18 protein-coding genes are annotated in these 17,835 nt (G+C 62.0%); 13 read left to right on the top strand and 5 right to left on the bottom strand.

Annotated features, from left to right (window positions below; genetic code table 11):
- Positions 1 to 18 precede the first annotated feature (18 nt).
- On the top strand, positions 19 to 2,955 hold the full coding sequence (ileS, locus tag ACN0SC_RS03420; RefSeq protein ID WP_417248249.1) for an isoleucine--tRNA ligase: 2,937 nt from the start codon (positions 19 to 21) through the stop codon (positions 2,953 to 2,955).
- A gap of 66 nt (positions 2,956 to 3,021) precedes the next feature.
- Here the strand turns inward: ileS and ACN0SC_RS03415 are convergent, their stop codons facing one another.
- From ACN0SC_RS03415 to fsa, 3 genes are all read right to left on the bottom strand, one after another.
- Positions 3,022 to 3,954: a tyrosine recombinase XerC gene (locus tag ACN0SC_RS03415; protein WP_417248248.1), complete on the bottom strand. Its 933-nt coding sequence runs from the start codon at positions 3,952 to 3,954 to the stop codon at positions 3,022 to 3,024.
- A complete protein-coding gene (locus tag ACN0SC_RS03410; protein ID WP_417248247.1) occupies positions 3,951 to 4,673 on the bottom strand; it encodes a DUF484 family protein in 723 nt (240 codons plus the stop codon). The genes ACN0SC_RS03415 and ACN0SC_RS03410 overlap by 4 nt, the downstream gene beginning before the upstream one ends.
- Before the next feature lie 201 nt (positions 4,674 to 4,874).
- Positions 4,875 to 5,528, bottom strand: a complete 654-nt coding sequence (fsa, locus tag ACN0SC_RS03405) for a fructose-6-phosphate aldolase (RefSeq protein ID WP_417248246.1) — start codon at positions 5,526 to 5,528, stop codon at positions 4,875 to 4,877.
- A 151-nt stretch (positions 5,529 to 5,679) separates the two neighbouring features.
- On the opposite strand from fsa, the gene ACN0SC_RS03400 reads away from it, so the two are divergent.
- Positions 5,680 to 7,875: a primosomal protein N' gene (locus ACN0SC_RS03400; RefSeq protein ID WP_417248550.1), complete on the top strand. Its 2,196-nt coding sequence runs from the start codon at positions 5,680 to 5,682 to the stop codon at positions 7,873 to 7,875.
- 16 nt (positions 7,876 to 7,891) lie between these two features.
- Here ACN0SC_RS03400 and ACN0SC_RS03395 read toward each other — a convergent pair whose 3' ends face one another.
- Positions 7,892 to 8,182, bottom strand: coding sequence for a DUF6958 family protein (locus tag ACN0SC_RS03395; protein WP_417248245.1), 291 nt, complete (start codon positions 8,180 to 8,182; stop codon positions 7,892 to 7,894).
- Positions 8,183 to 8,217: 35 nt separating this feature from the next.
- Entirely contained in the window at positions 8,218 to 9,282 is a 1,065-nt protein-coding gene (locus ACN0SC_RS03390; protein ID WP_417248244.1) for a YeeE/YedE family protein, read from the bottom strand.
- 207 nt (positions 9,283 to 9,489) lie between these two features.
- On the opposite strand from ACN0SC_RS03390, the gene ACN0SC_RS03385 reads away from it, so the two are divergent.
- From ACN0SC_RS03385 to tolR, 11 genes are all read left to right on the top strand, one after another.
- Positions 9,490 to 10,725: an MFS transporter gene (locus ACN0SC_RS03385; RefSeq protein WP_417248243.1), complete on the top strand. Its 1,236-nt coding sequence runs from the start codon at positions 9,490 to 9,492 to the stop codon at positions 10,723 to 10,725.
- A 118-nt stretch (positions 10,726 to 10,843) separates the two neighbouring features.
- Entirely contained in the window at positions 10,844 to 11,503 is a 660-nt protein-coding gene (gene msrA / locus ACN0SC_RS03380; RefSeq protein ID WP_417248242.1) for a peptide-methionine (S)-S-oxide reductase MsrA, read from the top strand.
- Positions 11,504 to 11,604: 101 nt separating this feature from the next.
- Positions 11,605 to 12,471 carry a 50S ribosomal protein L11 methyltransferase gene (locus ACN0SC_RS03375; RefSeq protein WP_417248241.1) on the top strand — a complete coding sequence of 289 codons (867 nt, stop codon included), beginning with the start codon at positions 11,605 to 11,607 and terminating at the stop codon, positions 12,469 to 12,471.
- 108 nt (positions 12,472 to 12,579) lie between these two features.
- Complete coding sequence (locus tag ACN0SC_RS03370; protein WP_417248240.1) at positions 12,580 to 12,927, top strand: hypothetical protein; 348 nt, start codon at positions 12,580 to 12,582, stop codon at positions 12,925 to 12,927.
- A 244-nt stretch (positions 12,928 to 13,171) separates the two neighbouring features.
- Positions 13,172 to 13,681 carry a crossover junction endodeoxyribonuclease RuvC gene (gene ruvC, locus ACN0SC_RS03365; RefSeq protein WP_417248239.1) on the top strand — a complete coding sequence of 170 codons (510 nt, stop codon included), beginning with the start codon at positions 13,172 to 13,174 and terminating at the stop codon, positions 13,679 to 13,681.
- Positions 13,678 to 14,355 carry a Holliday junction branch migration protein RuvA gene (gene ruvA / locus ACN0SC_RS03360; RefSeq protein WP_417248238.1) on the top strand — a complete coding sequence of 226 codons (678 nt, stop codon included), beginning with the start codon at positions 13,678 to 13,680 and terminating at the stop codon, positions 14,353 to 14,355. Before ruvC ends, ruvA begins: the two co-directional genes overlap by 4 nt.
- A gap of 9 nt (positions 14,356 to 14,364) precedes the next feature.
- Positions 14,365 to 15,420, top strand: coding sequence for a Holliday junction branch migration DNA helicase RuvB (gene ruvB / locus ACN0SC_RS03355; RefSeq protein WP_417248237.1), 1,056 nt, complete (start codon positions 14,365 to 14,367; stop codon positions 15,418 to 15,420).
- An 84-nt stretch (positions 15,421 to 15,504) separates the two neighbouring features.
- A complete protein-coding gene (locus tag ACN0SC_RS03350; RefSeq protein WP_417248236.1) occupies positions 15,505 to 16,143 on the top strand; it encodes a hypothetical protein in 639 nt (212 codons plus the stop codon).
- Entirely contained in the window at positions 16,140 to 16,529 is a 390-nt protein-coding gene (ybgC, locus tag ACN0SC_RS03345; protein WP_417248235.1) for a tol-pal system-associated acyl-CoA thioesterase, read from the top strand. Before ACN0SC_RS03350 ends, ybgC begins: the two co-directional genes overlap by 4 nt.
- A 132-nt stretch (positions 16,530 to 16,661) precedes the next feature.
- Entirely contained in the window at positions 16,662 to 17,357 is a 696-nt protein-coding gene (gene tolQ, locus ACN0SC_RS03340; protein WP_417248234.1) for a protein TolQ, read from the top strand.
- A 3-nt stretch (positions 17,358 to 17,360) separates the two neighbouring features.
- The gene (tolR, locus tag ACN0SC_RS03335; RefSeq protein WP_417248233.1) at positions 17,361 to 17,831 is read left to right on the top strand and encodes a protein TolR; all 471 of its coding nucleotides are present in this window, start codon (positions 17,361 to 17,363) and stop codon (positions 17,829 to 17,831) included.
- The last annotated feature ends 4 nt before the right edge of the window (positions 17,832 to 17,835 follow it).

The raw sequence follows: 17,835 nt of genomic DNA, 5'->3' as shown, positions 1-17,835 counted from the left end.
CGCGAAGGACCGACATCCATGTGTTCCGAGACGACCGCACCCGACTATAAAGACACGTTGAACCTGCCCAAAACCGACTTCCCGATGCGCGCGGGACTGCCCAAGCGCGAACCCGACTGGCTCGCCCGTTGGGAGAGGATCGGCGTCTATGACAAGCTGCGCGCCGAGGCGGGAGATCGCCCGCCCTTCGTGCTGCATGACGGCCCTCCCTACGCCAACGGTCATCTCCACATCGGTCACGCGCTCAACAAGACGATCAAGGACATCATCGTGCGCAGCCATCAGATGATGGGGTTTGACGCGCGCTATGTGCCAGGCTGGGATTGTCACGGCCTGCCGATCGAATGGAAGATCGAAGAGCAGTATCGCGCCAAGGGCAAGAACAAGGATGACGTGCCCGTCATCGACTTCCGCCGCGAATGCCGTGCCTTTGCTGACGAATGGGTTGATATCCAACGCGCCGAGTTCAAGCGACTGGGCATCACGGGCAACTGGGCCGATCCCTACCTGACGATGGACTATCACGCCGAGGCAGTGATCGCCGACGAGTTCATGAAGTTCCTGATGAACGGAACGCTCTATCAAGGCTCCAAGCCTGTGATGTGGTCTCCGGTGGAGAAAACCGCGCTGGCCGAGGCGGAGATTGAATATCACGATCACAAGTCGCACACGATCTGGGTGCCCTTCGCGGTCAAGTTCGCCGATGACTTCCCCGAGAAGGAAGCCTGCATCGACACCGACCTGTTGAGCGCGCGCATCGTGATCTGGACCACGACCCCGTGGACGATCCCGAGCAACAAGGCTGTCGCTTACAATCCGAGCATCAACTACGGGCTTTACCGTGTTGACGCGACCGAGGAGGAAAGCTGGACCAAGGCGGGCGATCTTTACGTCTTTGCCGACACTCTGGCCGAGGACGCGCTTGGAAAATCCCGCGTGACCGAATTCACCCGTGTGCGCGATGTCACTGCTGACGAGCTTGGCGCTCTGACCCTTGCCCACCCGTTTGCGGGTCTTGAGGGTGCGGACGGCTTCTGGGACTACGATGTGCCGATGATCGACGGCGACCATGTGACCGATGACGCGGGGACGGGTTTTGTCCACACCGCGCCGAGCCACGGTGCCGACGACTACGAGTGCTTCGTCAAGCGCAACTGGATCGACCGCATGACGCATAACGTGGGTGAGGAAAGCGAATTCCTTCCCCATGTGCCCTTCTTCGCGGGTCTCACCGTCATCGACCGCAAGGGCAAAGAGGGCAAGGCCAACACCGCAGTGATCGCCAAGCTCGTGGACGCGGGCGGGATCATCGCGCGTGGTCGTGTGACCCACTCCTATCCGCATTCGTGGCGCTCCAAAGCTCCCGTCATCTTCCGCAACACGCCGCAATGGTTTGCCGCTGTGGACAAGAAGCTCGACGATGGGATGGGCACCTATGGCGACACGATCCGCGAACGTGCGCTGCGCTCCATCGACGAGTTGGTGAAATGGACGCCGCCGAAAGGCCGCAACCGCCTTTATTCGATGATCGAGACGCGCCCCGACTGGGTGCTGTCGCGTCAACGCGCGTGGGGCGTGCCGCTCACCTGCTTCACCAAGAAAGGTGCGCTGCCGACCGACGACGATTTCCTGCTGCGCAACGTGGAGGTGAATGTCCGTATCAAGGCCGCTTTCGAAGAGAATGGCGCGGATGTCTGGTATGAGGACGGGTTCAAGGAAAAGGTTCTAGACGGCATTGTGAACCCTGACGACTACGAGCAGGTCTTTGACGTGCTCGACGTGTGGTTCGACTCTGGTTCCACCCATGCCTTCGTTCTACGCGACCGTGAGGACGGGGCGCCCGACGGGATCGCCGATGTCTATCTCGAAGGCACCGACCAACACCGCGGCTGGTTCCATTCCTCGCTGTTGCAGGCATGTGGCACCAAGGGCCGTGCGCCCTATAAGAATGTCGTGACTCACGGGTTTACCCTCGACGAGAAGGGCATGAAGATGTCCAAGTCTCTGGGCAACACCATCGTGCCCGAGCAGATCGTCAAGCAGTATGGCGCCGATATCGCCCGCCTTTGGGTGGCGCAGGCCGATTACACCGCCGACCAGCGCATCGGGCCTGAAATCCTGAAAGGTGTGGCTGACAGCTACCGCCGCCTGCGCAACACCATGCGGTTCATGCTTGGCTCGCTTAACGACTTCACTGAGGCGGATCGGGTCGAGCCTGCGGATATGCCCGAGTTGGAACGCTGGGTTCTGCATCGTTTGGCGGAACTCGATGAGCAGGTGCGCGAGGGCTATAAAACCTTCGACTTCGCGGGTGTCTGGCAGGCCGTGTTCAACTTCGCGACCGTGGACCTTTCGGCCTTCTACTTCGATATCCGCAAGGATGCGCTTTATTGTGATGGCGACACCGCGCGCCGCCGCGCCGCGCGCACCGTGCTTGATATCCTCTACCACCGCCTGACCCGCTGGCTTGCGCCGATCCTCGTGTTCACGATGGAAGAGGTCTGGCTGGAGCGTTTCGGCGGCGATGATGCCTCCGTGCACCTTGAGGATTTCGTCGAGACCCCTGCGGACTGGAAGGACGAGGCGCTGGCCGAGAAATGGGCCGCGATCCGCAAGACCCGCCGTGTCGTCACCGCCGCGCTGGAAATCCAGCGTCGGGAGAAGGTGATCGGAGCGTCCTTGGAAGCCGCGCCTGTTGTTCACGTCGAGGACGCGGCGACGCGCGATGTGCTTTCGACTGTCGATTTCGACGATCTGTGCATCACCTCCGCGATCTCGGTGACGGGCGATCCTGCCCCTGCCGAGGCATTCCGCCTGCCTGAGACCGATGGCGTGGCTGTCGTGTTCGAGAAGGCCGCGGGCGAGAAATGTCAGCGTTGTTGGAAAATCCTGCCTGATGTCGGAATGCATTCGCATGCGGGTGTCTGTGGACGTTGCGACGAGGCGCTTGGCTGATCTGTCGCTGGCTGGGTATTTGAAAACAGGTGAAGGGCGCATTTCGGTGCGCCCTTTTCTTTTGGGTCAGCTTTCCCGCGCGCGGGGGTGTGCGGCGTCGTAGACTTCCAGAAGCCGCGTTGCGTCCACGGCGGTATAGGCTTGGGTCGTGGACAGGGAGGCGTGGCCGAGCAATTCCTGGATCGCGCGCAGATCACCGCCCGCATTGAGCAGGTGGGTGGCAAAGGAGTGGCGCATGGCGTGCGGCGTGACGGTCGCGGGGAGGCCCAATTGCATCCGCGCGGCCTCGGTCACTTTGGCGATCAGGCGTCTGTTGAGCGCCCCGCCACGCGCCCCGCGAAAGAGCGGGCGCTCGGGGGTGAGGTCATAGGGGCAAAGCTCGGTATAGGCGTCGACCGCGCGGCGTGCGGCGGGCAGGACGGGGACGACACGTTCCTTGCCGCCCTTGCCAGTGATGCGGATTACCTGTGCCAGCGGGGCATCCGCCCCCGTGAGAGAGAGCGCTTCCGAGATCCGCAATCCGCAACCGTAGAGAAGGGTCAGAACGGCACTGTCGCGAGCGGCGATCCACTGGTCTTCGTGCTGGTCGGCGACCGTGGAGATCATTTCCTTTGCTGCGTCCGCCGCGAGCGGGCGGGGGAGTTTGCGTTGATACTTGGGCGCACGGGTGGCGAGGATCGCGGTCGGGTCGAACCCTTCGCGCTCGGCAAGCCAACGGGTGAAGCTCTTGACCGCCGAAAGGGAACGGGCCAGCGAGCGGGCCGAGACGCCGCGCCCGCGCTCGTGTGCCATCCAGGCGCGCATGTCCGAGATCGTAAGCGTGCCGATCCGCGCGATGCCGAAGCCTTCGCCGTGGTGGCGGCCCAGAAAGGCGAGCCAGCCAGAGACGTCATTGGAATAGGCCGAGATGGTGTTTTCCGATACCCCGTTGAGTGCGGCGGCATGGGAGAGCCAGTCGCCTAAAGCGGCCCGCAGCCCCTCTGTCGGCGCAAGGCTCATTGCAGCCAGTGGCGCATCATGCGCTCGAACGCGCCCGCGAAGAAGGTCAGGAGGTCGGTGCCCTGCGCAGGACGGAACTGATGCGGGTCTTCGGAGCCGAACAGCATCAGCGCGGGCAGGCGCCCTTCGCCGAGGTCGAGCATCATGCAGGCTTCCGAGCGGATGTCGTCGGAGTGTTCGCCATAGATCAGGTCGGTTTCGGGTGTGACCTGTCGCAGGGTGACAGTCCGCGCGGGGATGTTGCGTCCGAAGGTCACGTAGGTGCGTGCGAAATCGGGTTCGGCGGTGACAATGACATTGCCCAAACGGTTCAGCGCGGCGCTTTCGTCCTCGACGCGGGTTTCCAGCAGAAGTTTGATCGTATCGACACGCAGGATATCGGCCACGTCTTTTGACAGGCGTGTGAGAAATTCGGGGAAGGTGCGCGCTTCGAGCAGGCAGAGAACGGCGCGGTGGATCTGGTTGGTGCCCGCAAGGTTCTCGTAGGCGGCGGCGATCACACCGCGATGCGTGTCCTCAAGGCGGTCGAGGCGATGTTCAAGGCGGTCCATAGCCATGCCGCGCAGATCGACCACGTTCTCTGCCGTGGCGGACTCATTGGCAGATACGAGCGCGCGCATCACGTCGAGGTCGTCCAGAATCAGGTCTGGATCGGAGATGATCTTCTCACGAAAATCCTCGCCGAGCGGCGAGATCGCTTTGGGGAACTGGGACGTCATTCTGCTCTCAACTGCTCTGTGAACGCCGGTTTTCCGGTCTGTTGAACCCACTATGGCCGAAAACGCCGTGCGGGATCAATGGTTTCACGAGGCGGGGAGCGTGAAAGGGGGCGCTGTGGCGCGAAAACCCGTCGCGCAAAAGAAAACCCCCGCGCGGCGGTTGGGCGCGGCACGGGGGTGATGGTCGTTTGGTTCGGCAGATCAGACGATCTTGATGTCCGCGTCCTTGGCGTCCTGCACGAACTGCGCCAGACCCTTGTCGGTCAGCACGTGGTTTGCCATCGCCTTGATCACGGCGGGCGGTGCGGTTGCCACGTCGGCGCCGATCTTGGCGGCATCGGACATGTGGTTGGCCGAACGGATGGAGGCGGCGAGGATTTGCGTGTCGAAGCCGTAGTTGTCGTAGATCGTGCGGATGTCTTCGATCAGGTCCATGCCGTCGAGGTTCAGATCATCAAGGCGGCCGATGAAGGGCGAGATGAACGTGGCACCCGCTTTTGCGGCCAGAAGCGCTTGGTTCGCGGAGAAGCAAAGCGTCACGTTGACCATTTTTCCTTCCTCGGAGAAGGTTTTGCAGGCTTTCAGCCCGTCGATGGTCAGCGGCACTTTGATTGCGATCTGGTCGGAGATCTCGGCTAGCTTGTTGCCCTCGGCGATCATGCCTTCGTAATCCGTGGCGACGACTTCGCCTGAAACAGGACCGTCCACAAGGTCACAGATTTCCTTGATCACTTCGAGAATGTCGCGGCCCGACTTCTTGATCAGGGAGGGGTTGGTGGTCACGCCATCAACAAAGCCCATGTCGTTGAGTTCGCGAATGGCATCAATATCTGCGGTATCGACAAAAAATTTCATGTCTGGGGTCCTTCTGTCGCCAGTGTTTGCGCTAGACATAATCTAAGTCGGGCATTGGCGGAAGGGGGTATACCAAATGGTTTCCCGCCTGACGGAGACACGCTCACGAGAACCGCTTTTACAACAGGGCGGGAGGCACTATCACAAGGGTATGAGCGAGACGCAGTTTTTCCCCGAAGGCAGCTTGGTGGCGGTTCTGACCTGTGAACCCATTGACCGCAGCCTTGACTACAAGGCGCCCGAAGGGGGTGTCGAGACGGGTGCTTTTGTTGCCGTGCCGCTTGGGCCGCGCAAAGTGTTGGGCTGTGTCTGGGGCGCGGGGCGCGGCGCGTTTGACCTGTCGAAAGCGCGTGCCATTTCCGAGGTGCTGGACGTTGCCCCGATGCGCGAGGAGATGCGCGTCTTTCTGGAGCGTGTGGCGGCCTATACGGTGACGCCCATGTCATCAATGCTGCGCCTGGCCACCCGCGCGCCGGGGCTGATGACCCCACCTTCCAAGCGCAAGATCTACCGTCGGGGGGAGGGCCGTCCCACGCGCGAGACCGAGGCGCGTGGGCGCGTGATCGAGGTGTTGGAGGAATACGGCGGGCTGGCCTTTACCCTCAAGGAACTGGCCGAGCAGGCGGGGGTTGGCACCTCTGTCGTCAAGGGACTGGTGCCGATGGGTGTGGTGCGCGAGGAGGAAGCGCCCCGCGATCTGCCCTATCCGCGTCTCGATCCCACCCGCGCGGGCAAGGAATTGACGGATGCGCAGGCGCAGGTCTCAACCACGCTGCGCGAGGCGGTGGCGGCGGAGGCCTATTCGACCACCTTGCTCAAGGGCGTGACGGGATCGGGAAAGACCGAAGTTTATCTGGAGGCCGTGGCCGAATGTCTCGCCAAGGGGCGGCAGGCATTGGTGCTTCTGCCCGAGATTGCGCTCACGGCAGAGTTTCTCACCCGCGTGGAGCAGCGTTTCGGTGCGAAACCTGCCGAGTGGCATTCGGGCGTAACCATGACCGAGCGCCGCCGCGTGTGGAAGATGGTGGGCGAGGGCGGGGCGCAGATGGTGATCGGTGCGCGATCCGCGCTTTACCTGCCGTTCCAGAACCTCGGATTGATCGTCGTCGATGAGGAGCATGACCAGTCCTACAAGCAGGAGGACGGGGTGCTCTATTCGGCGCGTGACATGGCGGTGATGCGGGCGTCTCTGTGTTCCGCTGCCGTGATACTGGCGTCGGCCACGCCGAGCCTTGAGACATGGGCGAATGTGGAGGCGGGCAAGTATCGGCGGCTCGATCTGGAAAGCCGTTTCGGTCCCGCTGTGATGCCCGACATGCATGCGCTCGACATGCGCGAGGAGCGGTTGCCCGCGACGCGGTTCATTTCCGAGGGGCTGGCGAAGGCGGTCGAGAAACGGATCGAACGGGGAGAACAGTCGCTTTTGTTCCTCAACCGTCGCGGTTATGCGCCCGTCACGATCTGCCGCGCCTGCGGGTATCAGATCGCCTGTGACCATTGCGATGCGCGGATGGTGGAGCACCGTTTTCTCAAGCGCCTGATGTGCCATCAGTGTGGCGAGACCAAACCCATGCCTGACGCCTGTCCGTCCTGTCAGGTCGAGGGGCGGCTTGCGCCCGTGGGACCAGGGGTCGAGCGATTGGCCGAGGAGGTGCGCGAAAGGTTTCCCGAGGCGAAGCTGGCGGTGCTGTCGTCGGACCTCTTCGGCTCGGCACGTGCGCTCAAGGAGGCGATCAATGAGATTGCGCAGGGCGACACGGAGATCGTGATCGGCACGCAGCTGGTGGCCAAGGGACACAACTTCCCCAACCTCACGCTCGTGGGGGTGATTGACGCGGATTTGGGGCTGCAAGGTTCCGACCTGCGTGCGGCCGAGCGGACGTTCCAGTTGATGCGTCAGGTCGCGGGGCGCGCGGGGCGGGCGGAGAAGAAGGGCACGGCCCTGCTCCAGACCTACCAGCCCGAACACCCCGTGATCCGCGCGATCCTGTCGGGTGACGAGGAAGGGTTCTGGCGGGCCGAAGCCGCTGAGCGCAAGGCGGCGGGCGTGCCGCCCTACGGTCGTATGGCGGGGATCATCCTGTCGGGGCCGGACCTTGCGCAGGTGATGGATGTGGCCAATGCGTTGGCGCGGCGCAAAGCCCCCCTGACGCAGATCGGCGCGCAACTCTTTGGCCCCGCGCCCGCGCCAATTGCCCGCGTGCGCGGACGTCATCGCGTGCGGCTGTTGATCAAGGCTGAGAAAACGGCCCCGCTTCAGGGCGCCATCTCGGCATGGGTTGGGCAGATCAAGTTGCCAGGCGCGGTGCGTCTCCAGATCGACATTGATCCCCAGAGCTTTTGGTGAGCCATAAGGTCGCCGTTCAGGTCTTCGAAAAGGTCAGCGGTTTGGTTTTGTGACGTTGCAAGATGCCCTTCGCCTCTAGGTCCAGTTGCACGCATTTGACCCACCACCCTGAGGTTGCCCCTTGCGGGAAGAGCGCGTCAGGCAGGAGCGGTTTGACCGCGTCCTTGATCTGTGCGGCGGTGAGGCCCGCGTCGCCTGTCGGGATCACGGCAAGCATGGCATCCTTCATCGCCGTGTATTTTGCTGCATCGACGTTGGTGGTCTTGTCGGGCGTGTTGATGTTCTGAACGGCGATCTTCTCGGACATATGAGGCTCCTCGGTTCCGACAAGCCTAACACGCTTCACGCCGTTGCAGGAAGCGGCGCGCCGCGATCAAGCAGATGGGTGGTGACGATCCCGCCGATCCACATGCAAAACAGCGCAAGCCACGCGGTTGCGGCGAAAACCGATCCGCCCGTGACACCCGCTCCAATGGCGCAACCGCCCGCGAGCATGGCGCCAAACCCCATAAGGACCGCGCCGATGATCGAGCGGCGCATGACGGGCACGCTATCGAAAGCCTGCCATTTGAATTCGCCTGACCACATGGCAGAGGCAAATGCGCCGATCACGACCCCGGGCACCAGCCCCACGTCGAATTCGAGTACGGCGTTGCGGTCGAGGAAGAACATGAGCGTATTGGCTGACGGGCCAGAGAAGGTCGCCGATGTCACGGGCACGGGGTCGAAGGCAACCTGTGCAAGCGACCACGTGAGCACCCAACCCACGGCAACGGCGAAGCCGACGCCTGAGGCGAAGACCCATATCTTTGGTCCGATCCTGTTTTTTGCTGCCAGATAGAGTGCGGCGATGGCGCAGGCGAGGCCGACGAACAGGCCTGCCTCATCGGGCAGGTGAAACGCGGTCAGGAGGTTGATGTTCTCGCCGCCGGGCGTGATCCAAAGCGCCGCGAGCTTGTCGCGAGTGGGGGCGAGGATGCCCTTGAGGCTCATCTGTGCGGTCACGGCGAAGATTAGGCCAGAGATCACCGAGCGCAGATTGCCCGTCGAGGCCAGCACAAGCAGACGCCCCGAACATCCGCGCGCAAGGATCATGCCTGCGCCGAACATCAAGCCGCCAATGATCGCGCCCGACCACGAACCTGGAACGGCCATAATGCGTGCATCCGTTGCGCGGAAGAGGCCCAGCATCTGTGCCGCCTGAACCCAGACCACGGCGGTGGAGAAAGTAAGCGCCCAGACGGCGACCTTCTTGCCCAGTTGCCCGTGAGCAAATTCGACCGTCGCCGCGCGCAGGCAGAAGTTGGATCGCTGTGCCGAGATGCCGAAGATGATGCCCGTGATCACGCCGAAGAGCGCCGCCGAGGGCGTCTCGCCGATGCTTTCGACAATGCCGAGTATGTCCATGGGCCCGTCCTCCCCGCGCACGAAACGTGTCACGAATGCCTAGGCTCGGAGGCGACGGGGTGCCTTGATCTGGATCACACAGTTGCACAATTTCGAATGTGTGGGTCTGGCCCGCATAGAGCGCACGCTCGTGGCGTGCGCGGACGAGCAGGGGCTGTGCAGCGCAAACTGCTAGGCAAGCGGATCAAAGCAAGCTAAAGCGCGGGCATGAAACGCGCATTATTCCCCATCTCCCATGCCTCCGAATTGCCGATGTGGCGCAGGCCCGAAAGCCTGCTCTACCTTATGGCTTTCGCGATGCCGATTGCGTTTAACACGTGGTCGGCGCTGCTCAACAACTTCGTCATCGAGATGGCGGGGTTCACAGGGGTAGAGATTGGCTGGCTGCACACGGTGCGCGAGATTCCGGGTTTTCTTGCGGTTGGCGTGATTGCCCTGCTGCTCTTCATCCGCGAGCAGGTGTTGGGGCTGGTCGCGCTCCTTTTGCTCGGCGCGGCAACCGCGATTACTGCCTATTTTCCGTCTTTCGGCGGTATCCTCGTCGTCACCATGCTGTCCTCCATCGGCTTTCACTACTTCGAGACCGTCAACCAGTCGCTCCAGCTCCAGTGGCTGTCGAAAGAGCGCGCGCCTATTGTGATCGGGCGTCTTATGGCGGCGGGCAGCGCCGCATCGCTTATTGCCTATGGTTCGCTCGTGCTGACATGGCGGGCGTTCGAATTGTCCTACGGGTTGGTCTATCTCGTCGGCGGGGGCTTCACCGCGTTGGTCGCCATCTTCGCCATGATCGCCTATCCGCAGTTCAAGGCACCCAATCCGCAAAAACGCTCCATCGTCCTCAAACGCCGCTACAGCCTCTACTACGCGCTTCAATTCATGGCAGGCGCGCGGCGTCAGATTTTCGTGGTCTTTGCCGCCTTTATGATGGTGGAAAAGTTCGGTTTCGACGTGCATGAAGTCACGGCGCTCTTCCTCATAAACTTCGTCGTCAACATGGTGATCGCGCCGCTTATGGGCAAACTCGTCGCGCGGCGGGGGGAGCGGCTTGTGCTGGTCCTTGAGTATGCGGGGCTGATCATCGTGTTCTTGATGTATGGCGGGATCTACTGGCTCGGTTGGGGTGTTGTGCTGGCTGCCGTGCTCTACGTGATCGACCACATGCTCTTTGGTCTGGCCTTCGCACTCAAAACCTACTTCCAGAAGATCGCGGACCCCGAGGACATCGCGCCGACCGCCGCCGTGGCCTTTACCATTAACCATATCGCGGCTGTCTTTCTGCCTGCCGCGCTTGGCTACCTTTGGGTCACATCCCCTGGCGGGGTCTTTGTCCTCGCTGCGGCGATGGCGATGGTGTCCTTGTTGCTGGCGCTCCTGATCCCGCGCCATCCCGAAAAGGGCTACGAGTGGATTTTCGCACGTTCTGCACCCGCCGCTGCCGAGTGAAATGCGGCGTTCACAGCCCTCGCGCAATATTGTGTCTTGGCCAATGCGGTCCTCGCGATACATACTCGTGCCAAACGCGCAGAAACAAACGCAACGCACATAAGAACGGGAGGACGCCATGTTTGGCCTTCTGAATAAGAAACTGACCCTGCCCACCCCTGACGAGGCCCTTGATGGTCGCCCCGATCCGATCCCGACTGCGCAGACCCATGCCGTGTTCGGATGTCCGCTCAAGGAGCCTGTGGCCGAAGGGCATGAGGAGGCGATTTTCGCAATGGGATGCTTTTGGGGCGTGGAGCGTCTTTTCTGGAACGTCGATGGGGTTGTTAACACGGCCGCTGGCTACACGGGCGGCTACACGCCGAACCCGACCTATCAGGAAGTGTGTTCTGGCAAGACGGGTCATGCCGAGGCCGTGCGCGTGGTCTACGATCCCGCCAAGGTGAGCTACAGCGACCTTCTGCGCATGTTCTGGGAAGAGCACGACCCGACCCAAGGGATGCGCCAAGGCAATGACCAAGGCACACAATACCGCTCCGCCATTTACTACACCAACGGGTTGCAGCAGGTAGATGCCGAACAGTCGAACCAGACCTACAACGCGCTTTTGCAGGAAAAGGGTCTCGGTCCGACCACCACCGAATTGCACTCTGCGGGGGCTTTCTACTTCGCCGAGGAAGAGCATCAGCAATATCTGCACAAGAATCCCGACGGCTATTGCGGGCTTAAAGGCACAGGCGTGGCCTGTCCGATGCCGCTGGGACTGGGGCTGGCTTAGGGCCTGTCCGACCTGCACTGACGGATGCCGACCCGCGACCCGCGCTTGAGAAAAGCGCGGGTTCGTTCTATGGCGGGACAACCTTATTCGGGAGATGCCCAATGCCGACCTTCACCGCCTTCACCAAAACCAAAGGTAAGCCGACCGCCGAGGCTCTCGGCGAAGCGCTCGAGACCTTGATCCCCGAACCCACAGGCGTGGGCGTTTTCGAGATTGAGGACGGGTCGGGACTTTGGGAGGTCGGCGCCTATTTCACCGAAGCGCCCGACGAGATCGCATTGGCACTTCTGGCCAAGGCGAACGGGGCGGATGATTTCGTCATCTCCGAGCTGCCCGAAACCGATTGGGTGGCCAAGGTGCGCCGCGATCTGGCTCCTGTCGAAGCGGGGCAGTTCTTCGTCTACGGTGCGCATGATGCGGACAAGCTGCCCGCCGACAAGATCGGCCTTTTGATCGAGGCAGCGATGGCCTTTGGCACGGGGCATCACGGCACCACCCTTGGATGTCTGCGCGCGTTCGATCGCTTGGTGACGGGGGGCGCGGCCCTCGACAACGTGGCCGACATCGGTTGCGGCACGGCGGTGCTGGCGATGGCTGCGGCGAAAGTTTCCGATAAAGTGGTCTATGCCTCCGACATCGACGAGGTGGCCGTGGATGTGGCGCTCAGCAATGTGAGGGCCAATGACCTTGAGGGGCGCGTTGTCTGTCTGGAAGCGGCGGGGTTTAACCACGAAACGCTTGCCGAAAACGCGCCCTATGATCTGGTGTTCGCCAACATTCTCAAGGGGCCGCTTATCGCGCTCGCACCCGACATGGCGCGCCATACGGCCAAGGGGGGATTCGCGATTCTGTCGGGAATTCTCAACCCGCAGGCCGACGAGGTGATCGAGGTTTATTCACGCAACGGGTTCAATCTCCTTCATCGCGACGAGATTGTTGACTGGACGACGCTGACGCTTTCCAGATAGGCCGCAAAATCGGGGAAAATCAGGCGTTTGCGTGGGGTCTGCCCCATTCTTGCCACATTTCGCCCTATTCTCGTCACCGTCGGTGGGGGCCGGCTTATGAGAAGACAGATGGCTTACGCTGGCAGTCACAAGTTTGAGGAGCGCTTGACGCGGATCGAAGCGAAACGTCGTAAGATCGCGAAGGGCGCAATTTACTCGGTTAACCACGATGGTCTGATCATCGCGCGTCCGCGCCGTCGTAGCGTGCGCTTTCCAGTGCGCATTCTTTTTCTGGCTATTGCCTGTGTGTTTCTGTTCAAGGCGACGGTTCTCGCGACAATTGGCGCAGGAAACTACAATGCGCGCGTTGCTACGCTTGCGGAAGGCACCTCTGCCGAGAAAGCCGCCGCATGGGTCATGAGCGCTGATAGCGCGACGGTCTGGCTGGCGACGCAGCTCAAGCTCGTCTTGCGCTAACGAAAGAATATATCGCGCGTCACGCGGGCAGTTTCCCACCACGCCCCGTCTCGCGCGCCCACGTCAAAGGCCGCACCGTTCACTCGGTGCGGTCTTTCACATGTCGGGGCAGGGCATTGTGGAACAGGAGCGCAATCTGTCCCGTTTGCGCCACGGATCGGCGCGGGATGGAGAAAACCCCTTGGTCAATGTTCTCGTTTCGTGCTAACGCTTTGGCAACCAAGAACAAGAGCAGGGCAGTTCAATGCGTGTGATGGGAATCGACCCGGGGTTACGCAATATGGGGTGGGGCATCATTGATGTCGCAGGCCCGCGCATTTCCCATGTGGCCAATGGCGTATGCCGCTCCACCTCCGCTGACGACCTCGCCACGCGGCTTCTGTCACTCTTCGACCAATTGACGCAGGTGCTTGAGACGCACAAACCCGATTGCGCCGCCGTGGAGCAGACCTTCGTCAACAAGGACGCCGTGGCGACCCTCAAGCTTGGTCAGGCGCGTTCCGTGGCGCTTCTGGTGCCTGCGCGTGCTGGTCTGCCCATCGGGGAGTATGCGCCGAACGCGGTGAAGAAGACCGTCGTCGGTGTCGGTCATGCGGCCAAGCAACAGGTCGAACACATGATCAAATTGCAATTGCCTGGTGTGGCGTTGGCGGGGCCCGATGCGGTCGATGCGCTCGCCATCGCCATTACCCACTCCTACCACGCGCAATCCTCGTCGCGGCTCGCGGATGCGCTCAAGAAAGCGGCCTCATGATCGGCAAACTCACAGGTGTTCTCGACCACATCGGCGCTGACCACGTAATCCTCGACGTGCGCGGCGTGGGCTATATCGTCTATGTCTCCGAGCGCACGCGCATGGCGCTGCCCTCACGAGGTGCGCCCGTGTCGCTCTATACCGACATGCTGGTGCAGGAAACCAACCTGCAACTCTTCGGCTTCACCACGTTGCTGGAAAAGGAATGGTATCGCCTTCTGACTTCTGTGCAGGGGATCGGGGCGAAGGCCGCTATGGCCATTCTCGGCACACTCGGGCCAGAGGCCACGGGCCGCGCGATTGCGCTTGGTGATTGGGCGGCGGTCAAGGCCGCACCTGGGGTCGGGCCGAAGATCGCGCAGCGCGTCGTAAACGAATTGAAAGACAAGGCTCCGACCGTGATGGCTATGGGCAGCACCCTGTCCGAGGCCGTCGCGGAAGCGGGCGAGGTGATCGAAGCGGACGCGCCGCCAGCCCCCGCGCCGAAAGCGGCCAAGCCCAAGCCGAAAGCCAGTGCCAGCGCGGAAGCCGAAGCGCTCTCGGCGCTGCAAAACCTCGGATATGGTCCCGCTGATGCGGCCTCTGCCGTAGCGCAGGCCGCGCAGGACGAGGCGGGTGCCAGCACCTCCGACCTGATCAAAGCCGCGTTGCGTTTGCTCGCGCCGAAAGGGTAAGGCGGGGCTATGGTAGATTTCCCTGATACGGGCGACAGCCCCGACCCGACATTGCGTCCCGACCGCCAGAATGGCGATGCCGACCGCGCTTTGCGGCCGCTCGCGCTCAATGAGTTCATCGGTCAGGAAGAGGCCCGCGCCAACCTCCGCATCTTCATTGAAAGTGCGAAGCAGCGCGAGGAGGCAATGGATCACGTCCTTTTCCACGGGCCGCCGGGCTTGGGCAAGACGACGCTGGCGCAGATTATGGCCCGCGAGTTGGGCGTGAATTTCAAGATGACCTCTGGTCCCGTGTTGGCCAAGGCTGGTGATTTGGCTGCGATCCTGACCAATCTGGAGGCGCGGGACGTTCTCTTTATCGACGAGATCCACCGCATGAATCCCGTGGTCGAGGAAGTGCTCTACCCCGCGATGGAAGATTTCGAGCTGGACCTCGTGATCGGCGAGGGGCCTGCCGCGCGCACCGTTCGGATCGAGTTGCAGCCCTTCACGCTGGTAGGGGCGACGACGCGGCTCGGTCTGTTGACCACCCCCCTGCGTGACCGTTTCGGCATTCCAACGCGGCTGGAGTTCTACACTGTCGAGGAACTGCACGAGATCGTCACGCGCGGAGCGCGACTTCTTGGCGTGCCTGCCGATCCCGACGGGGCGCACGAGATTGCCAAACGCGCGCGCGGCACACCACGGATCGCGGGGAGGCTGTTGCGCCGTGTCGTGGATTTCGCCGTGGTGGAAGGCGACGGGCGCATCACGCAGCCCTTGGCCGCGGGCGCATTGACGCGGCTTGGTGTGGACCTGCTCGGGCTTGATGGCGCGGATCGCCGCTATCTCAAGATGATCGCGGAGAACTATGGCGGCGGGCCTGTGGGGGTTGAGACTTTGGCCGCAGCCCTGTCCGAAAGCCGCGATGCCATCGAGGATGTGATCGAACCCTTCCTGCTGCAACAGGGCCTTTTGCAACGCACCCCGCGCGGGCGGATGTTGGGGCAGAAGGCATGGCATCATCTCGGGCTGGACGCGCCCAAACGCCCCAACGAGGGTGTGGGCGATCTCTTCGGCAAGTGACGAGGGAGCACCTGACTTGGCGCGAGGGGCTGGACCTTGCCGCGCGCTTTCGACACAAAGAGGGCGGAAAGAAAAGGCTGACCCATGAGTGATCTGACACCCGAAGATATCGCCCCGTTTTTCACCCGTTCCGACGGCTCCTATGTGTTCGCCCGCTGGGGGCGCGCTATCGCGCCCGTGGTCTTCGGCGTCGAGGAAGAGACGCTAACCATCGTGAAAGGGGCAATTGAAGCCTGTGTCGCTATTGCAGGGCACGAGGTCACAGGGGCGGATGCCGAGCTGGGCGCGAACCTTATGGTCTTCTTCCTGTCTGAATGGGACGAATTGCTCGACGTGCCGCATATGGATGACATGATCCCAGATCTGGCGAACCGAGTGGCGACCCTGAAAGAGCGTGATGCGCATCAATACCGCGCCTTCCGCTTTGACGACGCGGGCGCGATCAAGGCGTGCTTTTCCTTCGTGCGTATGTCCGAGGCGTTGCAGAAGGTGCCTGCCGATGTGATTGCCCTGTCCCAAGCGGTGCAAGCAATGCTCTTGTGGTCAGATACGGTGTTCACCCAAGACAGCCCGCTGGCCGAAGCGCCCGAGGGCACCGTGGTGCGCCCTGACGTGGCCAACCTCTTGCGCGCGGCCTATGATCCCGTCCTGCCCGCTGCTGCGCGTGACGAGGCTCATGCGTTGCGCCTTTATGCACGACTGGTCGCGGGAGATGCGTCATGACCCATACCTTCCCCGTTCATGTCTATTACGAGGATACCGACCTCGCGGGCATCGTCTATTATGCCAACTACCTCAAGTTCATCGAGCGCGCTCGCACGGAGTGGGTGCGTGGAATGGGTGTGGATCAGGTCGCGCTCAAGGCCGAGGAGGGTCTGGTCTTTGCCGTGCGGCGTGTCGAGGCCGACTATCTCTCGCCCGCACGTTTCGATGACGATCTTTCGGTGGAGACCGAGTTGGAGGCGATGACGGGTGCGCGGATCGTGTTGAACCAGCGAGTGACGCGCGCGGGCGAGGTGCTTTTTGACGCGAAAGTCACCCTCGTGGCGCTCACCGAGACAGGCCAGCCCGCCCGTTTGCCAGCAATAATCCGCCGAAACCTGCACTAAAACCGCTGTTTTCGCAACGTTTTGCGCCTAGATCACAGGTAAGTGTTGGCGCGATGGCTACCGATAAGGTAAACGTGTCGGTAATCACAGAGCCGTCAACAGGCGGCCGACAGGCGGAACGAAGAGCAGGTTATGGAACAACAGACCCTTGCGATGGCGCAGGAGATCGACTTCTCCTTGCTGGCGCTTTTTATGCGCGCAACATTTATTGTGAAGATCGTGATGCTGATGCTGATCGTGGCCTCCTTCTGGTCATGGTCGATCATCATCCAGAAGCACATCGCGTTTCGTAAAGCGCGGACGTCGGCGGATATTTTTGATCGGGCCTTCTGGTCGGGCGAGCCGCTTGACGAGCTTTACGACCAGATGAACGGCGCCCCCGCATCCGCGCCCGAGCGCGTGTTTTTTGCGGGCATGACCGAATGGCGGCGCTCGCACCGTGAGGACGGACGCCTGATCCCTGGTGCGCATCCGCGGATCGACCGCTCGATGGATGTGGCGATTTCCAAGGAAGCCGAGAACATGAATAGCGGACTATCCCTTCTGGCGACCGTCGGCTCGACCGCGCCTTTCGTCGGTCTCTTCGGCACCGTTTGGGGGATCAAGACTGCCTTCGAAGACATTGCTCTGGCGCAATCGACCAACCTTGCCGTAGTCGCCCCTGGTATCGCCGAGGCGCTTCTGGCGACCGCGCTTGGCCTTTTGGCGGCTATCCCTGCGGTGGTTTTCTACAACAAGCTCTCGGCGGACAGCGACCGTATCCTTGGCGGATACGAGGCCTTTGCAGACGAGTTCTCCACCATCCTGTCACGCGAACTGGACGGGTGAGCCATGGGCGCAGGTGTCATTCAGAAATCGGGCGGATCGGGGCGGCGTCGCCGTCGCTCGCGTCCTGCCGCGATGAGCGAGATCAACGTGACGCCCTTCGTGGACGTCATGCTGGTGCTTTTGATCATCTTCATGGTGGCCGCGCCGATGATGACCGTTGGCGTGCCCGTGGAGCTGCCCGAGACCGCGGCAACCGCGCTTCCGCAGGAGCAGGAGGAGCCGCTCTCCATCACCCTGACCGCGGATGGCCGCGTTCTGCTGATGTCGAACGAGGAACCTTTGGAGGACATCGTGGGCAAGCTGCGCGCGATTGCCGCCGAGCGCTCGGATGACAAGGTTTTCCTACGCGCAGACGGGTCCATTCCCTATGAGCACGTCGTGCAACTCATGGGCGCGCTCAACGCGGGCGGGTTCCGCAACATCGGCCTTGTAACCGAACAGGGCGGGCCGCGTCTCGACGGCTCGGGAAACTAGGGGC

Source organism: Celeribacter sp., from assembly GCF_048261515.1.
GTDB lineage: Bacteria > Pseudomonadota > Alphaproteobacteria > Rhodobacterales > Rhodobacteraceae > Celeribacter.
This window is presented reverse-complemented; position numbering and strand designations above follow the sequence as displayed.